Origin of the sequence: Clostridium paridis (genome assembly GCF_016765615.1) — a bacterium.
GTDB lineage: Bacteria > Bacillota > Clostridia > Clostridiales > Clostridiaceae > Clostridium_T > Clostridium_T paridis.
Map to the genome: position 1 here is coordinate 513,077 of NZ_JAESWA010000022.1, position 17,996 is coordinate 531,072.

At 29.6% G+C, this 17,996-nt stretch carries 19 protein-coding genes and 1 other annotated feature; of the genes, 11 read left to right on the plus strand and 8 right to left on the minus strand.

Annotated features, from left to right (window positions below):
• Window positions 1-10: 10 nt before the first annotated feature.
• Window positions 11-370, minus strand: coding sequence for a DUF2089 family protein (locus JK634_RS10310; protein ID WP_202767562.1), 360 nt, complete (start codon window positions 368-370; stop codon window positions 11-13).
• A gap of 344 nt (window positions 371-714) precedes the next feature.
• On the opposite strand from JK634_RS10310, the gene hpt reads away from it, so the two are divergent.
• Complete coding sequence (hpt, locus tag JK634_RS10315) at window positions 715-1,236, plus strand: hypoxanthine phosphoribosyltransferase (RefSeq protein WP_202767563.1); 522 nt, start codon at window positions 715-717, stop codon at window positions 1,234-1,236.
• A gap of 84 nt (window positions 1,237-1,320) precedes the next feature.
• On the opposite strand, the gene yunB is transcribed toward hpt, so the two are convergent.
• The gene (yunB, locus tag JK634_RS10320; protein WP_202767564.1) at window positions 1,321-1,959 is read right to left on the minus strand and encodes a sporulation protein YunB; all 639 of its coding nucleotides are present in this window, start codon (window positions 1,957-1,959) and stop codon (window positions 1,321-1,323) included.
• An 88-nt stretch (window positions 1,960-2,047) separates the two neighbouring features.
• Between yunB and JK634_RS10325 the strand changes: the two genes are divergently transcribed.
• From JK634_RS10325 to JK634_RS10335, 3 genes are all read left to right on the plus strand, one after another.
• On the plus strand, window positions 2,048-4,522 hold the full coding sequence (locus tag JK634_RS10325; RefSeq protein WP_202767565.1) for a transglycosylase domain-containing protein: 2,475 nt from the start codon (window positions 2,048-2,050) through the stop codon (window positions 4,520-4,522).
• Window positions 4,523-4,625: 103 nt separating this feature from the next.
• Window positions 4,626-5,012 (plus strand): YtxH domain-containing protein, encoded by a 387-nt coding sequence (locus JK634_RS10330; protein ID WP_202767566.1) that lies wholly within the window; start codon window positions 4,626-4,628, stop codon window positions 5,010-5,012.
• A gap of 14 nt (window positions 5,013-5,026) precedes the next feature.
• On the plus strand, window positions 5,027-5,341 hold the full coding sequence (locus JK634_RS10335; protein WP_202767567.1) for a DUF948 domain-containing protein: 315 nt from the start codon (window positions 5,027-5,029) through the stop codon (window positions 5,339-5,341).
• A gap of 18 nt (window positions 5,342-5,359) precedes the next feature.
• Here the strand turns inward: JK634_RS10335 and JK634_RS10340 are convergent, their stop codons facing one another.
• Entirely contained in the window at window positions 5,360-6,439 is a 1,080-nt protein-coding gene (locus tag JK634_RS10340; protein WP_202767568.1) for a GNAT family N-acetyltransferase, read from the minus strand.
• A gap of 256 nt (window positions 6,440-6,695) precedes the next feature.
• Here JK634_RS10340 and JK634_RS10345 point away from each other — a divergent pair, with 256 nt between their 5' ends.
• From JK634_RS10345 to JK634_RS10370, 6 genes are all read left to right on the plus strand, one after another.
• The gene (locus tag JK634_RS10345; RefSeq protein WP_202767569.1) at window positions 6,696-7,235 is read left to right on the plus strand and encodes a helix-turn-helix domain-containing protein; all 540 of its coding nucleotides are present in this window, start codon (window positions 6,696-6,698) and stop codon (window positions 7,233-7,235) included.
• A gap of 23 nt (window positions 7,236-7,258) precedes the next feature.
• Window positions 7,259-8,308, plus strand: coding sequence for a spermidine/putrescine ABC transporter ATP-binding protein (gene potA, locus JK634_RS10350; protein WP_202767570.1), 1,050 nt, complete (start codon window positions 7,259-7,261; stop codon window positions 8,306-8,308).
• Entirely contained in the window at window positions 8,301-9,137 is an 837-nt protein-coding gene (locus JK634_RS10355; RefSeq protein ID WP_202767571.1) for an ABC transporter permease, read from the plus strand. The genes potA and JK634_RS10355 overlap by 8 nt, the downstream gene beginning before the upstream one ends.
• Entirely contained in the window at window positions 9,134-10,990 is a 1,857-nt protein-coding gene (locus JK634_RS10360; RefSeq protein ID WP_202767572.1) for an extracellular solute-binding protein, read from the plus strand. The genes JK634_RS10355 and JK634_RS10360 overlap by 4 nt, the downstream gene beginning before the upstream one ends.
• 135 nt (window positions 10,991-11,125) lie before the next feature.
• Window positions 11,126-11,614: a sigma-70 family RNA polymerase sigma factor gene (locus tag JK634_RS10365; RefSeq protein WP_202767573.1), complete on the plus strand. Its 489-nt coding sequence runs from the start codon at window positions 11,126-11,128 to the stop codon at window positions 11,612-11,614.
• Window positions 11,611-12,066: a zf-HC2 domain-containing protein gene (locus JK634_RS10370; protein ID WP_202767574.1), complete on the plus strand. Its 456-nt coding sequence runs from the start codon at window positions 11,611-11,613 to the stop codon at window positions 12,064-12,066. The genes JK634_RS10365 and JK634_RS10370 overlap by 4 nt, the downstream gene beginning before the upstream one ends.
• Window positions 12,067-12,156: 90 nt before the next feature.
• Here the strand turns inward: JK634_RS10370 and ndk are convergent, their stop codons facing one another.
• Complete coding sequence (gene ndk / locus JK634_RS10375) at window positions 12,157-12,594, minus strand: nucleoside-diphosphate kinase (RefSeq protein WP_202767575.1); 438 nt, start codon at window positions 12,592-12,594, stop codon at window positions 12,157-12,159.
• Between the two features lie 151 nt (window positions 12,595-12,745).
• Here ndk and JK634_RS10380 point away from each other — a divergent pair, with 151 nt between their 5' ends.
• On the plus strand, window positions 12,746-13,018 hold the full coding sequence (locus JK634_RS10380; protein WP_202767576.1) for an acylphosphatase: 273 nt from the start codon (window positions 12,746-12,748) through the stop codon (window positions 13,016-13,018).
• Between the two features lie 60 nt (window positions 13,019-13,078).
• On the opposite strand, the gene JK634_RS10385 is transcribed toward JK634_RS10380, so the two are convergent.
• The 4 genes from JK634_RS10385 to speD form a co-directional block, all read right to left on the minus strand.
• A complete protein-coding gene (locus JK634_RS10385; RefSeq protein WP_202767577.1) occupies window positions 13,079-14,026 on the minus strand; it encodes a glycoside hydrolase family 73 protein in 948 nt (315 codons plus the stop codon).
• 353 nt (window positions 14,027-14,379) lie between these two features.
• A complete protein-coding gene (leuA, locus tag JK634_RS10390) occupies window positions 14,380-16,041 on the minus strand; it encodes a 2-isopropylmalate synthase (protein WP_202767578.1) in 1,662 nt (553 codons plus the stop codon).
• A 120-nt stretch (window positions 16,042-16,161) separates the two neighbouring features.
• Window positions 16,162-16,353, minus strand: a binding site (T-box leader).
• A 107-nt stretch (window positions 16,354-16,460) separates the two neighbouring features.
• On the minus strand, window positions 16,461-17,306 hold the full coding sequence (gene speE, locus JK634_RS10395) for a polyamine aminopropyltransferase (protein WP_202767579.1): 846 nt from the start codon (window positions 17,304-17,306) through the stop codon (window positions 16,461-16,463).
• Between the two features lie 11 nt (window positions 17,307-17,317).
• The gene (speD, locus tag JK634_RS10400) at window positions 17,318-17,734 is read right to left on the minus strand and encodes an adenosylmethionine decarboxylase (RefSeq protein WP_338031231.1); all 417 of its coding nucleotides are present in this window, start codon (window positions 17,732-17,734) and stop codon (window positions 17,318-17,320) included.
• Window positions 17,735-17,996: the final 262 nt, after the last annotated feature.

The following is a 17,996-nucleotide window of genomic DNA, read 5'->3' on the forward strand; positions in this document are numbered from 1 at the left end:
CTCCTTAATTCTATTCATTTAACATCTTAATAGCTTGGTCTGGAGTTATTTCTCCTTTATCTAACATGTCTATTACTTTCTTCTTATCTACTGCTGGAGTAGGATTTATATTATAACCTAATGATGAAATAACCTCATCAAGCTTTGCTCTTACTGTTGGATATGAAATACCTAATTCTTTTTCAACATCTTTGATGTTTCCTCTATTTTTTAAGAAAACTTCAATAAACTTTAGCTGCTCTAATGATAAATATTCAAACTTCGACATCTCAAAATCATTTTCTATTACTGTACTGCATTTAGAACACTTAAGCTTAGTAACCACAAGCTTCGAACTACATACAGGACATTTGTTTATAACTTTATACACTAATTGTCACTTCCTTCCTATAATCATACTATACTACTTTATATTTATAATTTCAATATAATTTTTAAAATATTTAATTTTAAACTTAATATTATTAATTTTATTAATTTGTATATTAATTTTATTAATTTATGTATTAATATTATTATTATTACTGCTCATGATAATATTGTAATAGTTGAAAAATGTCAAAAAAATTGTTAATATGGTTAATATGAATAAAGAGTTTAGCTAAAAAAACTTAACTTATACTGATTGAAGCTATTAATTTCTAATGTATAAATTAAATACAAACTTTAAACTCTATAGTAGATTATATATAAATTTTATTTTGGAGGATTAACATGGAAGATAAGAAAAGGAATATACTTATTACTGAAGAACAAATTGCTACTAGAATCAAGGAACTTGGTCAAGAACTTACTAAGGAATATTCAGATAAAAACTTATATGTTTTATCTCTTTTAAGAGGAAGTTTTATTTATGCTGCCGATTTAGTTAGATCTATCGATGCAAATGCTAAAATTGGTTTCATGACTACTTCAAGTTATGGACATTCAGAAGAATCTACTGGTAAAGTTAAAGTTGTAAATGATATTCCTGATAATATAGAAGGTTATGATGTTTTAATTGTTGATGATATTGTAGATACAGGTTATACTATGGAATTTGTAGTTAATCATGTTAAATCTCTTGGTGCTAAATCTGTAAAGACTTGTGTTCTTTTAGATAAGCCTTCAAGAAGAAAAGTGGATCTTAACCCAGATTATTGTTGCTTTGAAATAGAAGATGTTTTTGTAGTTGGTTATGGATTAAACTACGGAGACTATTATAGAAATGTTCCTTATGTTTTTAATTGGGAATAAAATTTAAACTACATAACTTCAGACTAAAAAAGAAGAGTTTTAAACTCTTCTTTTTTAGTCTAAAGAACTATTTATCTTAAAAACTTATTTTCCAAAATCTAAATTAGTTTGAGGGGTTTTACCTACTATAATTGTTTCTGCAATAGGTATTGTTGATTTTACCTCCACCTCATCATTTTTAGTAGGAACAATCACATTAATTTTTGCTTCTACTACTAGATAAATCTTATGTCTTGTCTGATTTATCCCTGCTGATTCAAACTCTGAATAATAATTTGTTTTAACTGTTCCTATAGGCTCCATTCTAACTGTTATCTTTGGTCCCCATGAGGATACTATGTTATTTCTAGAAATATAACCAATAGGGAACTTAATTCCAAGTGAACCTATTCTATTAATGTCCTGCTGTACCTCTAGTGAAACTTTAGTTGAAAGCGCGTTTAATTTTATGGTATCTGCCCTAAGCATTGTTATATTTCCCTCTTTGTCTTTTTCTATCTTAATTACATCATCATATTGAAATTCCTTTGAATAAAGTGTTAATACATTTTCATCAATAGATTCTATAGTTTTCGCTCTCATCTCTGTATCTGAAACCACCATTAATGTCCCCAAAATTATTTTATTAAAAATGTATATAAAAAATGTTAACAAGATAATAATTATAATAATTAATATTATAATACGTTTATTCCATTTATTTTTTTTAGTATAATATTTCATATCAACCACTCCATTTATTATTATATTTTTTTATGCTATAATATGGACTAATGATGATTAATTCATTTTAAATATTTAGGAGGAAATAATGAATAAAGCTAGCTCAACTAATAAAAGCGATCCTAAAACTAAAAATAAAAGTAAAAGTAAAAAACGTAAGAAAGGTCGTATATTTAGAAATATTTTACTTTCCTTATTTTTTATAGCACTAACTTTACTTGTAGTTGCAGGGGGGTATGCTTATGCCATAATAAAGAGTGCACCTGATTTAGATGTTAATTCAGTTCTAAATTTGAGCCAACCCTCAACCCTCTATGATAACGATGGTAATGTTATAGATACGGTTCATTCAGATGAGGAACGTCGTATTATCCCATTTAAAGATATGCCTGATAATCTAAAAAATGCCTATGTTTCAATAGAAGATGAAAGATTTTATGAACATAGTGGTATAGATGTTAAGAGAATCCTTGGCTCTGTACTTATTGATGTTAAAAATAAAGTTTCTGGTAAATCAGGCCTTCATGGAGGATCTACTCTTACCCAACAATTATTAAAAAACACCATTCTAACAAATGAGGTTTCAATAAATAGAAAAATAAAGGAAGCTTACTTAGCTACTAGATTAGAAAAATTGCTTTCAAAAGATCAAATTTTAGAAGCTTACTTAAACACAATTCCTCTTGGCGGTAAAATCTATGGTGTTGAAGCTGCTTCAATGTATTTCTTTGGTAAACCAGCTAAAGAATTAAACCTGATTCAATGCTCATACATTGCAGGGCTTACTCAAGCTCCATCTTACTATAGTGCTTATAATCCAACAATGCAAAAGGATCCTACTCCATACTTAAATAGAACAAAAACTGTAGTTACTAAGATGAAAGATTTAGGTAAAATTTCTCAAGCTGATTATGATCAAGCAATAAAAGATATCGATGCTAAAAAATTTGAATTTAAAACTCAAACTATATCTTATAAATTAAATTATGAGTGGTTCTCAAACCCTGTTATTTCGCAAGTTAAAAAGGATTTAAAGGAACAACTTAAATTAAGCGATGATGAAGTTAGCAAATTAATTGCTAATGGTGGATTAAAAATCTATACTACCATGGATAAAAAACTTCAAGATTACACTCAGAGTGTATTAGATGATAGAAGTAATTTTAATGTTGGAAATCCAGAAGTTCTTGATGAAAACGGAATACCAAAGCTTCAAGCCGCTGCTGTAATTATGGATTATCATACTGGTGAAGTTAAGGCAATGGTTGGAGGTAGAAAAGAACCTAAAGCTGCTAATTCTTTAAACAGAGCTTATAATGTTTTAAAACCTATCGGTTCTTCTACTAAGCCACTAACTGTATATGGTCCTGGAATAGACATGAAGTTAATAACACCTGCAACAGGTATTAATGATGCACCTATTCCTAAAGAAATCGGTATGAAATATGCTACTTCAGATGGACCATATGATCCACATAACCAATCACGAAATGATTATTCTGGACTTATATCAATTCGTGAAGGTTTAAGATACTCAAAGAATATCGTAGCTGTTTTAACTGAAGATAAAATTGGTATCAAAAATGGTATAGCTTATGGTGAAAAGTTTGGGTTAAAATATAACAGTGAATCAAAAACCTCTATAGCTGCCGTTGCTTTAGGTCAGTTTAATAATAATCCTAGTGACCCAGATGGAGGAAATCCATATAAAATGGCTGCTGCATACGGTACATTTGGAAATAATGGTACTTATACTGAAGGTATTCTATATACCCAGGTTAAAGATGCAACTGGAAAGGTACTTTTAGATAATAAACCAGAAACAAGAAGTGTATTATCACCTCAAGCATCATATATAACTTATGATTTACTTAAGGAACCAGTTGAACATTACACTGCTTCACATGCAAAGTGGGGTTCAATGCCTGTTGCTGGTAAAACTGGTACCACTACTGAAAATAAGGATTTATGGTTTGCTGGCTTAACACCATATCTTTCAGCCGCTATATGGGTTGGATATGATGTTCCTACTGAAATAAAAGGTGAAAGTGGTGCTGTTGTAACTCCTATTTGGGGAAAAATCATGGAAAAGGCACATGAAGGTTTAGCCGATAAAGAAATTCCGGTACCTTCAGGAATTAAGAAAATGGCTTTATGTAGCCTTTCAGGTAAAATTCCTACAGATTTATGTTCAAAGGATCCTAGAGGAAGTAAGGTTGTTGAAGATTGGGTTATAGATGGTGCAGAACCTACTGAAACCTGCGATGTCCATGTATCAGCTAAAGTTAATAAATTAAATAATAAATTAGCAACTGATAATACACCTAAAGAGTTGATTGAGGAAAGAGTTTTTATAAAGAAGCCATGGAACACGGATAATTCTTATGTAAAAGATGCCCAATATACTCTTCCTACTGAGCAAGATGATTATACAGTACCACCAACTAAGTCTCCTACTACTGGTGTCCCAGTTCAAGGAAATCAACCTGCTAATAACAATGATAGCAATGTTGACTTAGATGGTAATGAAACTAATAACACGGGAAAGCCGAAAAATAACTAAACAAGAAAGAGATGGAACTTAATCCATCTCTTTCTTGTTTTTTGTTGTCGATTATTGTACTAAGTAGTATAATAAATTTATCAAACTAATGGAGGTAAATACTATGGGTTTAAAAGGTTTAATTGAAGAAAAAAGAAAAGCACAACAAAGAAAGAAAAAGATTGAAACTGCAAAAAAGGTTACTTTAGGTGCTGCTGCTGGTGTAACAGCTGGTGTTGTTGGAGGAATTCTACTTGCTCCTAAATCAGGAAAAGAAACAAGAAATGATATCAAAGAAGGTTATTCAAAGGCAAATGAAAATATAAAACTAAAAGTTGAAGAAGCTAAAAATCTAGCTATGGATAAAAAAGAAACTACTGTCTCCAATATAAAAGAAGCTAAAAGTAAAATTTCTTCATACTTAGAGGAAAAGAAAAACAAAATTACCGCTAGCTCAGCTCAAGATGTTATCAATGAAGCTGAATTAAATACTGAAACATTTACAGAATAAGTGGAGGATTTAATATGCTAATTGATATAAGATATCTATTTTGGGGTATAATTGCAATTGCATTTTTTATTGCAATAATTTATTTAATATTTGTTTTAAGAAAATTAGTTCAAGTATTAAGCAACGTTAACTCAATACTAGAATCTAATAAAGGTTCCATGACAAACATAATTAAAAATATGGCAGATATAACTGATAACGTTAAAGATGTCAGTGAAGTTGTAACTGAGACTACTGCAGACGTAATTGTTGCAAAAGAAAATATTAGTGAATACATAAACATATTTAAAGATATTTTATTCTTAATAAAAAACGTATTTAAAAAATAAGATGGACAAGCGTCCATCTTATTTTTTATGTATACTTAAGTATTCTTTTAAATCTTTTGTCTTTTCATTTCCCAATATATTATCTATAATCTTCAAAGTTCCCTCTATAGAACTTTTTCCTCCAACAGTTGTAATAATTTTTCCTGTATCTACATAGCTTAATTCTGCAATCTTAGAACTTGGAGACATATTTAAAATTTGTTTTCTATCTTCTTCTAATGCTGCAATGATATGATTTTTTACTATTCCACACTTTGCTATAGTCATTATTCCATGGCCTGTAGCTAATATATAGTCACTATCCTTGTAAAATTTATCTATGTAGCTTGAAATTTTATTATTTTCTAAACATCCACATCCACCTGGCATTATAATAATATTAGGAATTATTGGTGCTTCATAAGAATGTGATGGTATTATCTTCATTCCATTTGATAAATCCACCTCATCATCACCGATAACATATAACTTAAATACTTCTTCCCCATTAAATTTATTAATTAAATTAAATAGCTCGAAAGTAAATGAAACTTCTAATAAATCAACTCCAGGATATAAAATGCAACAAACATTTTTCTTTTCATTATTAGATAGAGCTTTAAATGTTTCCTTAGATATTTGGTAAGTTATCTCACCCTTGTCCTTTCTTATAACTTCAAAACCTAAGGAACTAATAAATTCATTCGAAAATTCCTGTTTAGCTTTTTCCATCATGATATTACCACCAAATTCAAAGAAATAATATTCTAATAGTAATCTTATAGCTTCTCTACCATATCCCCTTTTCCTATATTTTCCTTGAATCTTTATATTAAATCTTGCAATCTTTGCTGCAGAATCATAACCATGAAAGCTTACTTCTCCAACTGGCACTTCATCTAAATTATATACTAAACAATAGAAGTTTTTCCCATCAGAAGGCATAACCATTTTATGATAAAAGACCTTCCATTTCTCCTCTGGAAAATGATATATCCCACCAATACCGTCCATGGTTTCTCTGTCTTTCCATAAGGTTTGAACATATTTGAGTTCCGAAAACTCTGGTTGTTTTATATAAACTAATTTTCCATCTCTTCTATAAAAGTTACTTTCCATAATATCACCTAATATTTTCTATATTATATTAATAATATCTCATATTTTCACCTTTTAATCAAATGAATTATCAGAAAACTTTTTAATTCTTGTTAATCAATTATTTTTCTAATACAAATTTCCAATTATTTATTGATTTTTAAAATTAAAATCTATATAATGTTGTTTAGTATTTTTAAACTTTATGTTTAGTATATTATGTTCTAATAGAAATAACTTAACTATTTATTTATAAACTATATGGGAGGAAAATCAAATGCAAATAGGTGAAAAAATTCGCAGATTAAGAATAGAAAAACAACTTACTCAAGAAGAATTAGCAAATAGATGCGAGCTTTCAAAAGGCTTTATTTCTCAGTTAGAGAATGACTTAACTTCTCCTTCAATTGCAACCTTAATGGATATTCTTGAAATCTTAGGTACAAACTTAACTGAATTCTTTAGTGAAGATAATCAGGAGAGAATCGCCTTTACAAAGGATGATATGTTTGAAACTGAAAATAATGAACTCAAATACTCTTTAATGTGGCTAGTACCTAATGCGCAAAAAAATGAAATGGAACCAATAATGATAAATTTAGAACCTGATGGAAGGTATACAGAAGAAGAGCCACATGAAGGTGAAGAATTTGGATATGTACTATCTGGGGTTATATTTCTTCATATAGGTGAAAAGAAATATAAAGTTAGAAAAGGTGAGAGCTTCTATTTTAAACCACGTGAAAATCATTATATTTCAAATGCAGGAAAAACTCCTGCAAAAGTAATTTGGATTAGTACTCCACCATCATTTTAGTGATCAGAAAGAGGTGCTTTATTTTGGGAGAAAATATTATAGAAATTAAAACTTTAACTAAATCATATGAAGACAACGTTGTACTAAACAACATTAGCATGAATATTAAAAGAAATGAATTTATAACACTTTTAGGTCCAAGTGGTTGTGGAAAAACTACTACATTAAAGATTTTAGGTGGTTTTGAAAATCCAGATTCAGGGGAAGTTATTTTTGAGGGAAGCAATATCAATGATATCCCTCCATATAAAAGACCCCTAAATACAGTTTTTCAAAAATATGCTCTATTCCCTCATATGAACGTATATGAGAACATAGCTTTTGGATTAAAAATAAAGAAGTTGCCTAAAGATGAAATTGACTCAAAGGTTAAAGAAATACTTAAATTAGTATCTTTAGAAAACTTTGAAGAACGTAGCATTGAGTCCCTCTCTGGAGGACAACAGCAAAGAATAGCTATTGCACGTGCATTAGTCAATGAGCCTAAGGTTCTACTTTTGGACGAGCCTCTTGGTGCATTAGACTTAAAGTTAAGAAAGGAAATGCAATTAGAATTAAAAAAGATTCAAAAGAAATTAGGGATAACCTTTGTCTTTGTAACTCATGATCAAGAAGAAGCCCTAACTATGTCTGATAAAATTATTGTAATGAATAAAGGGATAATTCAACAGATGGGAACACCAGAAGATATTTATAATGAGCCAGCAAATGCTTTTGTTGCTAGATTTATTGGTGAAAGTAACATAATAGATGGAATAATGCTTGAAGATTATAAAGTGAATTTCTGTAATAAAGATTTTAAATGTGTTGATAAAGGGTTCGAAAAAAATGAAGAAGTTCAAGTTGTTATTAGACCTGAAGATATTAAAATAACTGATAGTGAAAAAGGCATGCTTAAAGGCACGGTTAATTCTGTAATATTTAAAGGTGTTCACTATGAAATTGAAGTCATAGAAGATGATAGAAGCTGGATTATTCACAACACACAAAATGCGAAACCTGGAGATATCATAGGAATGGATATATACCCTGAAGATATTCACATTATGAGAAAGGTTTCTGAAAATGAATAAGAAAAGGGGCCTTGCTGCCTATCCTTATTTATTATGGAGCTTGCTTTTCATCGTAGTTCCACTGATTATAGTTTTATTTTTCAGCTTCACTAAAAAAATTGATTCTCAATATGTTTTTAGCTTAGAAAACTACCAAAAACTTATATCTCCACAATACCTTAAAGTTTTCGGAAGAAGTTTATTGCTTGCAGTTATTTCTACAGTAGCTTGTCTAGTTATGGGCTACCCTATTGCATATATGATTTCAAAGATGAACGTAGGTAAAAGAAATGTATTAATTATGTTATTTATATTGCCAATGTGGATGAATTTTTTACTTAGAACTTATTCATGGCTTGCAATACTAGGCAAAAACGGAATTATAAATACTCTTCTAGGTTATATAGGTATTGGCCCATTAAATTTACTATATAATGATGGGACAGTTATATTAGGAATGATTTATAACTTTCTTCCTTTTATGGTTATACCAATATATACTGTATTAATCAAAATAGATAGCGACTTAATTAGTGCAGCGCAAGACCTAGGTGCTGATAGACGTATACTATTTAAAAGAGTAATTTTCCCACTATCAATACCTGGTGTTATGTCTGGTATTACTATGGTATTTATGCCTGCAGTATCCACTTTTATAATTTCCAGCCTATTAGGTGGTGGACAATATATGCTTGTTGGTAACTTAATTGAACAACAATTTACCAATATAGGAGACTGGAATTTTGGTTCAGCAATTTCAATATTTATGATGATAATAATATTAATTTCAATGGCATTATTGTCTAGATATGAAGGGGAATCCGACAAAGAAGGTGGTGCATTACTATGATGAAAACCTTAGAAAAGATTAGCGCTAAGGTGTATATGTTCTTAATATATTTATTTTTATATGCACCAATACTTGCTTTAATAGTTTTTTCTTTTAATAGCTCAAAGTCAATGGCTTCTTGGGAAGGATTTACATTAAAGTGGTATCAGGCATTACTTGACAATGATAAAATACTTAAAGCACTTTATAACACTTTACTTGTAGCCTTATCCTCCTCAATTATTTCAACTATAGTGGGAACTATAGCTGCTATAGGTATTTATAATATGAGAGGTAAAACAAAAAAGTTAATTCTAAATATTAACTATTTACCTGTTTTAAATCCAGATATCGTTACTGGAATAGCACTTATGAGTTTATTTGTATTTTTGCACCTAACCTTTGGCTTCAAGACACTAATGTTAGCTCATATAACATTTAATATTCCATATGTTATCTTATCTGTTTTACCAAAGCTTAAACAGATGCCAAGCAATATAACAGAGGCTGCATTAGATCTAGGGGCAACCCCAAGCTATGCCATGAGAAAAATAATAATTCCTCAAATTACCCCTGGAATTATTTCCGGCTTCATTATGGCCTTTACTATGTCTATAGATGATTTTGTAATTTCGTTCTTTACTACAGGCTCAGGCGTATCTAACCTATCAATAGAAATATTTTCAATGGCTAGGCGTGGTATAAAGCCTGAAATTAATGCTCTTTCAACATTAATGTTCATTACAGTGCTTACATTATTAATCTTAGTAAACAAAAAAGATTTATCAAAGGAGCCTGTTAAGAAAAATAAGCCAAGCAGTAACAAGAATGGAAATAGAGCTATGGCGTTTGCTTTGGTTATAATACTTTTAGTTACTTCATTTGCTATATATGGCAAGAAGAAATCTGATAGAAAAGTTCTAAATGTATTTAATGTTGGTGACTACATTGATAAAGAGCTTATAACAAAGTTCCAAGATGAAACTGGAATTAAGGTTAACTACGAAGAATATGATACTAATGAAATAATGTATCAAAAATTAAAAGGTGGAAATTCCAGCTATGATATTGTAGTGCCTTCAGACTATATGCTTCAAAAAATGATAAAAGAAGATATGGTTGAAAAATTAGATTTTAATAATATTCCGAACTATAAAAACATTGATGATAAGTTTAAAAACCTATCCTATGATCCTAAAAATGAATACTCTGTCCCTTATATGTGGGGAACAGTTGGTATAATTTATAATAAGACCATGGTTACTGATCCAGTTGATTCATGGAATATACTCTGGAATCCTAAATACTCAAAACAAATAATGATGTTTGATTCCATAAGAGATACTATGGCAATTTCGTTAAAAAGACTTGGATATTCAATAAATACAACCGATCCAAAAGAAATAAATGAAGCAAAAGAAGAGTTAATAAAACAAAAGCCACTTGTTAAAGCCTATGTTGTTGATGAAGTTAAAGATAGAATGATAGGCGGAGAAGCTGCCCTTGCTACTGTATGGTCCGGAGATGCCGTATATATGATGGAGCAAAACCCAGACTTAGAATATGTTGTTCCAAAGGAAGGAAGTAATAAATGGTTTGATACCTTAGTAGTTCCTAAGGATTCTCCTCATAAAGAGGAAGCAGAAGCATTTATTAACTTCTTATGCGATCCTCAAAATGCAAAACAAAATGTAGAATATATAGGCTACTCTACTCCTAATAAGGAAGCATTTAAGCTTCTAGATGAAGATACTCAAAATAATCCTGCATCATATCCTTCAGATGAATTATTAGATAAATGTGAAGTATTTGTAGACTTAGGTGACAGCCTAAAACTCTATGATGATGCATGGCTAGAAATAAAGAGTAACTAATTATAAGATTATGTGATACAATCATATTTATATTTTGCTACAAGCGTGTCAAGAACTGGCACGCTAAATTTTTTTTCAAAAGTTGTGTAATATTTTATGCCTTTAAGTGACTAATTATATGAAAGGGTGATTTAAGTGAAACAAATAGAGAAACTGTACTTAGACCATAGTCAAGATATATATAATTATTTGTTGAGTATTACCCATAATCCTACCCTTTCAGAGGATTTGCTCTCTGAAACATTTGTAAAGGCCATCTATTCTATTGGTAGTTTTAAGGGCAATTCATCAATTAAAACATGGCTATTTAGTATTGCTCGACATCTATGGTTGCAAAGTTTACGAAAAGATAAGCCTACTGTGGAGTATAGTGACCTTTTAGAGCTATATGTCACAGATAATATGTTTGACATCTTTGATTCAAAACAAATATCAGATAGAGTGTGTGAACTGTTAAAAACCAAAGATGAGCGAATACAAAAGATAATAAGTATGCGTGTAGATGGTATAAGCTACTACGAAATATCAGAGAAAATAGGTATTTCTGAAAATTCAGCAAGAGTAATAGACTTTAGAACAAAGAAATGGCTTAAATTCATTTTAAAAAAGGAGGAATTAATTTGAATATATCCTGCGATATTATATTGGATTTAATACCACTTGTAAACGATAGGGTTGCAAGTGAGGACAGCATTAAATTAGTTGCTGAGCATATAAAAGGCTGCGAAAGCTGTAAACTTGAATTTGAAAGTCACACTTTGCCAATCCGAACAGAACTTGATGATAAAAAAGTGGTCTCTTCAATCAAGAAAAAGTTATTTTTTGCAATGTCAGCGTTATTATTGATTGGAGCTTTTATCGGAATGGCATTAAACAAAAATTCGCACTCAAACTTCATGCCAGCAATAATTGTTGTTTTAGGTATTGCCTTTGTTGGGATAATGATTTTTAAATTTGATTTAAAAGGAGATAGAAATATGAAAAGTTTTTTTGTAGGAAAAGCAATTGGTACAATTATTATCTTTGCAATATTAGGAATTTATTTATTGATAAAATATGTACTGAATTTATTTTAAATTTAGTACATATTTTTAGGGGAACTTTTCTATGCGTTCCCCTAAAAATATTGTATATTACCAACTCTGTTCTTTAACAGAGCCTGCTTTTTAAGATATATGTTCTAATTCTAATTTATTAATTACTTCTGGAAACCATAAACTAATCTCTCTTAAAGCGCTTTCTTTTGAATCAGATGCATGTACTGAATTCTCTGTTTTATCAATTGCATATAAGCTTCTGATTGTATTTGCTTCAGCTGCTTTAGGGTCTGTCGCCCCATTTATTCTTCTTATCTCACTAATGGCATTTTCCCCTTCTAAAACTAATGCACATAATGGACTTCTTGTAATATACTCTATTAAACTCTTGTAAAAAGCTTTTCCTTCATGTTCTTTGTAATGTATTTCTGCTAACCCTTCAGAAACCTTTAACAATCTCATTGCTATTACTTTTAGTCCATTTGACTCATAGGCATCAACTATTTTTCCTATTAAATTTCTTTCCACCGCATCTGGTTTAATTAGTACTAAACTCTTTTCCACCATAGTTATAAACCCTCCTTAACTTAATAATCATAATTATAACAAATTTTCAGTATATTTCAAATATTTAAACAATTTTTATTTTGTTCCAAACTTTTTTCTTTGTTATAATATAAAAAGAATTATTAAATACCAAATTATACAGGAGGGTCCTATGAAAAGATATTTAATGATTGTCTCTGGAAGGGTTCAAGGGGTAGGTTTTAGATATTTTGTTTTACTTATTGCAAAAAAAACTCAAGTAACTGGAACAGTTAGAAATCAATCTAATGGTATGGTTGAAATCATGGTTCAAGGAGATGAAAATCAAATAGAAAATTTTAAAGCTCAACTTATGAAGGGTAATGGCTTTTCTAGAATAGATGATTTATCCACGAAAGAAGTTCCTCTAGTAGAAAAAGAAAAAACTTTTAGAATATCCTATTAAAAAAAGGTTAGAGGCTTGTACATATACATTCCTCTAACCTAGTATTTTACTTAATTATTTTTAATTACTCAATTCTTTAAACTTTTTATTTTCAGCATTGTTATCTAATATCATAAGATTATTTGCTTTAATTATAGATATTAGATTATCTGCATAAATCTTTTCTCCATTTGAGTTCTCATGGGTCGAATAGCCACCCTTTTCTATTGCTTTGGCCATATCTTTATAGTTTTTAGCTTCAAATACACCTGCTTGCTTATACCTAGCGTTATTACTTAAAAATTTTCCGTAATCATCAAAAGATGCTTCAATACTATCGTATACTCTAAATTTAGCTTTAATAGTTTCACCGTTATACTCAGTAGTTGTTATCAACTTGCTTGGACCTTTCCAGCTTGTGTCTGCCTTTATTCCGAAGTAATTATTAATTTCAGCATAATTTCCCCATCCTGACTCTGCTATAGATTGAGCTATTACTACAGAAGGTAATATTCCGTATTTTTCATATATTTCATATGCATATGGTTCTACTGTTTTAATAAATTGAAGATTTTTATCTGTATAATTTTCAGGATATAATCCCATGTTTTCAAGCTGATCGTAGTAGTTATGTACTCTCTTCTTTTCTTTATCAGTATATTGTAATTCATCTATAACTTCATCTATACCTTTAGAACCATAATAGGTTTTTCCTGAAACTTTCTTTTCCTCAATAAACTTTTCAGCTAAATCTTTAACTTTATTTTCATCCATTTTAGTAAAATAATTATTTTCTTGAATTGCACTTACTGCTGCAATCTCTTTCCAATTAAGTTGTATTCTATTTTCTCCAACCGAATCTGCTTCACTTATGTATAACTTCATTGCATCTTTAGTAATTGCAATATTTTTCAATCTGTTTTCTTCAAGCTTATATCTATTATATTTTTTTAATCCTACAATTGAAGCTATAGTTATTACAGCTAAAAGTGCAAGAAAAACTATATATCTCATTCTTTTCTTTCTCATTTTAACACCTCACCTTTACATAATATCATAAAAAGTCGTATTTTGAACATAAAAAAATCGTCAAGATGATTTTTTTCTCGCATCTGCCTTTCCTAACACATGTGAGGAAAAATTGGCAGGCGACTAATTATATTTTTTACTCTTTAGGGTAGTCTAGTTAATCCTTAGATTATAATTAAAACTTATGATGTTATACACCCCTTAAAATATTATAAATTCCTAAAGAGTAAAAAACGCCAGAAAAATTCTGGCGTTTTTATTAATTATTTCTTAATTAATCTTTTAAAGTTTTTTATAGCAAACTTAGTTTATTAATACATGAATAAGTTACTATTTGAACTTAAAACCTTTTGCTATGCTATTGATTTATTTACTGCACTTACTACGGCCTTAATTGAAGCTAAGATAATATTATTATCTGTTCCTACTCCATAATGTTTTCTACCATCTTTATCTATTATTTGAATGTATGCTACAGATTCAGCATTTGAATCATCACCTAAAGAATGTTGATTATAGGAACTTACCTTGAAACCTTCAATTATATTATTCATCCCCTTAACAAATGCATCTATAGGACCATTCCCTACCCCTGCAATGTTCATAAGATTACCTTTATAATTTATAGATGCTAGTATTTCTATATCCTTTTTACTTACTTCTTTACTATTTATTTCAATACTTTCAAGGGTTATTGGAGAGTCAATATTTAGGTATGATTTCTTAAATGCATCGTATATGACTTCAGAATTAACTTCCTTTACACTCTCATCTGCGATACTTTGGATCACTAGACTAAAATCTTTCTGCATAAACTTAGGAATAGAAAATCCATAGTAATTTTGCATTATAAAGGCAATTCCGCCCTTACCTGATTGTGCATTTATTCTAATTATTGCCTCATAGGTTCTACCAACATCCTTAGGATCTATAGGTAAGTATGGCACTTCCCAATATTCTTCTTCATTATATAAGCCTAATCCTTTCTTTATTGCATCTTGGTGAGAGCCTGAATACGCTGTATACACAAGAGACCCAGCATAAGGTTGTCTATCTGGAACTGGCATTTCAGTACACTCTTCATATATCCCTATAACTTCATCTATACTACTAAAATCTATTTCTGGATCTATACCTTGTGTATATAAATTTAGTCCTAAGGTAACTAAGTCAACATTTCCCGTTCTTTCTCCATTTCCAAATATAGTTCCTTCAATACGGTCGATGCCTGCTAGCATTGCAAGTTCTGCTGTTGCAACCGCTGTCCCCCTATCATTATGTGGATGTGCACTTAAAATAATCTTATCTCTATTTTTAATATTATCTGAAAACCATTCTATTTGATCTGCATATACATTAGGTGTATACATTTCAACTGTAGTTGGTAAATTCAATATAATTTTATTTTCTGTTGTCGGCTTCCATTCATCAACCACAGCTTCACATATATCTAGTGCATAGTCAAGTTCTGTTCCACTAAAGCTTTCTGGTGAGTATTCTAAAATAAACTCTGTTTCAGGATATTCTCTAACTAACTCCTTTATTATTCTTGTACCATCAACTGCTAGGTCAATAATTTCTTTCTTGCTTTTATTAAATACAACTTTTCTTTGAACTACTGATGTGGAATTATATAAATGAACTACTGCCTTTTTTATGCCTTTAAGTGCTTCAAAAGACTTCTCTATAAGTTCTCTTCTTGCTTGTGTTAAGATTTGAATAGTTACATCATCAGGAATAAGATTATTTTCTATTAAGTATCTAGTAAAATCATATTCTATTTGTGATGCAGCTGGAAATCCAACTTCAATTTCCTTGTACCCCATTTTTACAAGTAAATTGAAAAAATCTATCTTTTTTTCTAAACTCATAGGATTTCTTAATGCTTGATTTCCATCTCTCAAATCCACACTACACCAAATAGGTGCCTTTTCAATTAACTTACTTGGCCACTTTCTCTCTTTTAATTCTACATTTTTGTACTGTTTGTACTTTTTGAATCCTTCTTTTTTCATAATTATAGCCCCCTTAATTTATTCTTATATTAGAAAAAGCGTAGAAATTTTATTTAAAATTTCGTAGCCTTAAATATATATTTTATTATTTTTAGATAACAAAAAAGCGCCTTTGCACTCCATTGGAGCGCAAAGGCGCGGTACCATCCAAACTTATAACTTAATTATAATAACGGTTATTAACCGGTTGAATCTACTTAATTTCAATCCACAGCTCATTGAGCGAGTTCAGAAATATCATTTATAGTCTCGCACCAACCGACTACTCTCTTAAAAATTTAATCTCCTACTACTCTCAGTCATAGCTTTTACAAATAATGATTGATATTATTTAAAATTAACCCCAATTTATAATTTAAAATAATATATCATTTACTAATTTAGTAAAATATTATACTAATTCAAACTAAAAGTCAATGCTATTTTTCCAATTGTTTTAAAACGTAATTAGGTAAAGCAAAAGCTCCTTTATGTATTTCTTCATTATAATATTTTGTATTTTCAAGTTTTTCTTTAAATTTAAAGCCCTTAAAATCATTAATTGGATCATATTTCTTAGAAGCAAATCCAAATAACCAATGACCTGATGCATAGGTTGGCATATTATATTGATATGCTTTGCATATAGGGAATATCTTACCTATTTTGTTATATGCTCTTTTCATTTCTCTAGCATTATTAGGATAGTAAGGACTTTCACATTGATTAACCATTATTCCTTCTTCTGTTAATGCTTTATAGCAATCATTATAAAATGCTTCAGAAAATAGACCTTCTCCTGGTCCTATAGGATCTGTTGAATCTACTATTATTAAATCATAATAGTTTTCTTTATCCTTAATATATTTTATTCCATCTTCATAATAAACAGTTACTCTTGGATCATTAAGTTTACAAGAAGTATAAGATAAGTAATCCTTTGAAGCTTGAACTACTACAGGATCAATTTCTACCATATGAATCTCTTCAATTGTAGGGAAGCCAGTTAGTTCTCTTACTGTACCTCCATCTCCTCCACCTATAACTAATGCTCTCTTGATATTAGGATTTACTCCTAAAGCAACATGTGTAATCATTTCATGATAAATAAACTCATCTTTTTCTGTAACCATAGTCCAGCCATCTATAACTAAGACACGACCAAACTCATAAGTGTCAATTATATCAATTTTTTGAAAATCACTCTTTCCTGAAAATACATGACCTTTAACCTTCATAGAAAATTTAACATTTTCAGTTTGATTTTCTGTAAACCATAATTCCATATTATTCACTCCTAATCCATAAATTCAAAAGGCTTATGAGATGTTATTTCTACATCTACTTTTGAATAATTTTTAATTTTTTCGACAATTCCTCTTGCGATTTCGGTTGATTCACTTCTTTCGGCTTCTAGAACCTTTTCAAGGTATGCAAAAGCATCCCATGGATTTATAGTATCTCCACAAGTATATAAATCAACAGATGCATAGCCATATTCTGGCCAAGTATGAATTGTAAGATGAGATTCTTGAATAATTACAGCTCCACTTACTCCCCAAGGATTAAATCTATGAAAACAACTTGTCACGATAGTAGCCTTTGATTCAATCGCAGCTTCTTTCATGTACTTTTCAATTATTTCATGATCTTTTAATATTTCCTTATTACAGTTGTAATATTCAATTAAAATATGTCTTCCTAGTTGTTCAATATGCATTTAAATCCCTCCTAAATTATTCACCTATAATTTATTTACATAGAATTTTATTAGTAATTTATTTATTTTTAATGATTTTTATCTATTTTATCTTCAATTAGTTTAGTAATACATAACTTTCAGTTTAATTTATTGAATTTATAAACTTTTGTTTAGTAATATTAAACCACCAGTTTTATATATATTAACCATTTAATAATATACCACACTTTAAATACATATATGTAATCCGAAATTCAACCAAAAATGGGATATA

What these genes read in the sequence shown, in the direction of transcription:
- hpt (WP_202767563.1), top strand. Translation starts at nt 715, where the DNA reads ATGGAAGATAAGAAAAGGAATATACTTATTACTGAAGAACAAATTGCT.
- yunB (WP_202767564.1), bottom strand. Translation starts at nt 1,959, where the DNA reads ATGAAATATTATACTAAAAAAAATAAATGGAATAAACGTATTATAATA.
- JK634_RS10325 (WP_202767565.1), top strand. Translation starts at nt 2,048, where the DNA reads ATGAATAAAGCTAGCTCAACTAATAAAAGCGATCCTAAAACTAAAAAT.
- JK634_RS10330 (WP_202767566.1), top strand. Translation starts at nt 4,626, where the DNA reads ATGGGTTTAAAAGGTTTAATTGAAGAAAAAAGAAAAGCACAACAAAGA.
- JK634_RS10335 (WP_202767567.1), top strand. Translation starts at nt 5,027, where the DNA reads ATGCTAATTGATATAAGATATCTATTTTGGGGTATAATTGCAATTGCA.
- JK634_RS10340 (WP_202767568.1), bottom strand. Translation starts at nt 6,439, where the DNA reads ATGGAAAGTAACTTTTATAGAAGAGATGGAAAATTAGTTTATATAAAA.
- JK634_RS10345 (WP_202767569.1), top strand. Translation starts at nt 6,696, where the DNA reads ATGCAAATAGGTGAAAAAATTCGCAGATTAAGAATAGAAAAACAACTT.
- JK634_RS10355 (WP_202767571.1), top strand. Translation starts at nt 8,301, where the DNA reads ATGAATAAGAAAAGGGGCCTTGCTGCCTATCCTTATTTATTATGGAGC.
- JK634_RS10360 (WP_202767572.1), top strand. Translation starts at nt 9,134, where the DNA reads ATGATGAAAACCTTAGAAAAGATTAGCGCTAAGGTGTATATGTTCTTA.
- ndk (WP_202767575.1), bottom strand. Translation starts at nt 12,594, where the DNA reads ATGGTGGAAAAGAGTTTAGTACTAATTAAACCAGATGCGGTGGAAAGA.
- JK634_RS10380 (WP_202767576.1), top strand. Translation starts at nt 12,746, where the DNA reads ATGAAAAGATATTTAATGATTGTCTCTGGAAGGGTTCAAGGGGTAGGT.
- JK634_RS10385 (WP_202767577.1), bottom strand. Translation starts at nt 14,026, where the DNA reads ATGAGAAAGAAAAGAATGAGATATATAGTTTTTCTTGCACTTTTAGCT.
- leuA (WP_202767578.1), bottom strand. Translation starts at nt 16,041, where the DNA reads ATGAAAAAAGAAGGATTCAAAAAGTACAAACAGTACAAAAATGTAGAA.
- speE (WP_202767579.1), bottom strand. Translation starts at nt 17,306, where the DNA reads ATGGAATTATGGTTTACAGAAAATCAAACTGAAAATGTTAAATTTTCT.